1 protein-coding gene is annotated in these 2,486 nt (G+C 73.5%); it reads left to right on the forward strand.

Annotated elements, in window-relative coordinates:
- Window positions 1–67: 67 nt before the first annotated feature.
- A partial coding sequence (tmk, locus tag JAO81_RS16795) for a dTMP kinase (protein WP_199548659.1) occupies window positions 68–2,486 on the forward strand: 2,419 nt, incomplete at its 3' end.

The following is a 2,486-nucleotide window of genomic DNA, read 5'->3' on the forward strand; positions in this document are numbered from 1 at the left end:
GGGGGGGGGGGCCACCTTTTTTGGGGAGGGGGCAGGGGGAGCCAGGCCGCCCGGATAGGGGGGGCGTATGACCAGAGACGACCCCGATGCCGCCCTGGTCGCCGACTCCCGAGAGCGTGCCGTACGTGCGCTGCTGCGTCATCCCCCGCTGAAGCGCCTGTGGAGCGCGCAGTTCGTGGGCGGGATCGGGGATGCGCTCGCGCTGCTCGTTCTCGTCCTGCTCGGGGTGCAGGCGGCTCTCGCCGAGCAGTCCTTCGGCGGTGGTTATCGCGGGGTCGCCTTCGCCGTCACCGCCGTTTTCGGCGCCCGGATCCTTGCGACGCTGATCTTCGGCGCGGTGCTGCTCGGCCCGCTGACCACGCTCACCGCGGCCGAAGGGCCGCTCGACCGCCGCTGGACCATGATCGTGGCGGACGGTCTGCGGGCCGCGCTCCTGATTATCGCGCCGCTGTGGATCGACTGGACCCCGGACAGCGCGCTCGCCGTGCTGCTCGTGACCGGGTTCCTGATCGGGGTCGCCGAGCGGTTCTGGACCGTCGCCCGCGAGAGCGCCGCGCCCGCGCTGCTGCCCGCGCCGCCGCTCGAGGGCGCGACGGTGCGCCCGCTGCCGGATCACACCGAAGCACTGCGCCGCCTGTCGCTGCGTACGGGCTTCATCGCGCTGCCCGTCGGCGCGCTCGTACTGATCGCCGCCACCCTGATCGGGAATCTGCTCGGCGCCGGAGTGGTCTGGTTCGAGCAGCACCAGGCCGCGCTCGCCTCGTATGTCGCGGCGGGTCTCTTCGCCGCCTCGCTGTCCGTCGTCTACTTCCTCGAACTGCCCGACAGCCAGACCCCGCGCGCCCGTTCCCCGCTGGAGGGACTGCGCCGGCCGAAGACCGGCAGCGGCGTCGACAAGGGACGTACGGGTGCCATCCCGCTGCTCGTCCTCGCATGCGCGTCCGTCGCAGCGGCGATCGCGGCCGCCGTTTCCGTGGTCGTCCTGCACGCGATCGACCTGGGCGGCGGGCCCGTTCTCTTCGGGATCTTCGCGTTCGCGCTGACCGCGGGCACCGTCCTCGGCATCCGGATCGCGCCCTCGGTGCTGCCCGCCCTGTCGCGGCGCCGGCTCCTTGCGCTCGCGATCGCGGTGGCCGGGATCGCGCTGCTCGCCGCCGGACTCGTACCGGACCAGACCACCGTCCTGCTGCTGCTCGGCCTTGCGGGGACCGCGGCCGGTGTCGCGGCGAACACCGGGCACGCGCTGCTCGACCTGGAGGTCGAGGACTTCCGGCGGACCCGTACGGCCGAGCATCTGCAGGCCGTCGTCCGGGTCGCGATCGCGCTGGCCGCGATCGTCGCGCCCGTGCTCGCCGGGCTGATCGGGGAACACCGTCTGGAGAACGGCAAATTCGTCTTCGCGCACGGCGGCGCCGCCTTCCTGCTGATGCTGGCGGGTGCTTTGCTGCTGCCCGTGGCCGCTCTCGTACTGGCGAAGACCGATGACCGTTCCGGCGTTCCACTGCGCCGTGATCTGACCGATGCGCTGCGTGGCGCCGAGCCGGCCCAGGCGCCGGCCGCCACCGGGTTCTTCATCGCGCTCGAAGGCGGTGACGGTGCGGGCAAGTCCACGCAGGCCGACGCGCTCGCCGAGTGGATCCGCGCCAAGGGGCACGAGGTCGTGCTCACGCGCGAGCCGGGCGCGACGCCGGTCGGCAAGCGGCTGCGCTCGATCCTGCTCGACGTGTCATCGGCCGGGCTCTCGCATCGCGCGGAGGCCCTGCTGTACGCGGCCGACCGTGCCGAGCACGTGGATACGGTCGTCCGTCCCGCCCTCGAACGGGGCGCGGTGGTCATCACCGACCGGTACATCGACTCCTCGGTGGCCTACCAGGGCGCCGGACGTGATCTGTCCCCGACGGAGGTCGCCCGCATTTCGCGCTGGGCGACCGACGGGCTCGTACCGCATCTGACCGTGCTGCTCGACGTCTCGCCGGAGGCCGCGCGCGAGCGCTTCACCGAGGCGCCGGACCGGCTCGAATCGGAGCCGGCCGAGTTCCACGCGCGGGTGCGGGCCGGGTTCCTGACGCTGGCCTCCGCCGACTCCGGGCGCTATCTCGTGGTCGACGCGGCCCAGGAGCCCGAGGCCGTCACCACCGTCGTACGCCACCGTCTCGACCAGCTGCTTCCGCTCTCCGACGCGGAGAAGAAGGCGCAGGAGGAGGCGCGCAAGGCGGCCGAGGAGGAGGCGCGGCGGCGCGCCGAGGAAGAGGCCGCGCGCAAGGCCGAGGAGGAGCGCCTGGAGCGTGAGCGCCAGGAGCAGCTGGCCCGGCTTCGCGCCGAGGAGGAGGAGCGCAAGCGCCGCGAGTTGGAGGAGGCGCGGCGCCGCGAGGAGGAGCGGCAGGCCGAGGAGGCGCGCGCACGCGCCGAGGAAGCCCGCCGGCTCGCCGAGGAGGAGCGCCGCCGGCGTGAGGCCGAGGAGCAGCTGCGGGCCGCGGAGGAGGAGC

It is taken from the genome of Streptomyces sp. N35 (assembly GCF_016464295.1).
GTDB lineage: Bacteria > Actinomycetota > Actinomycetes > Streptomycetales > Streptomycetaceae > Streptomyces.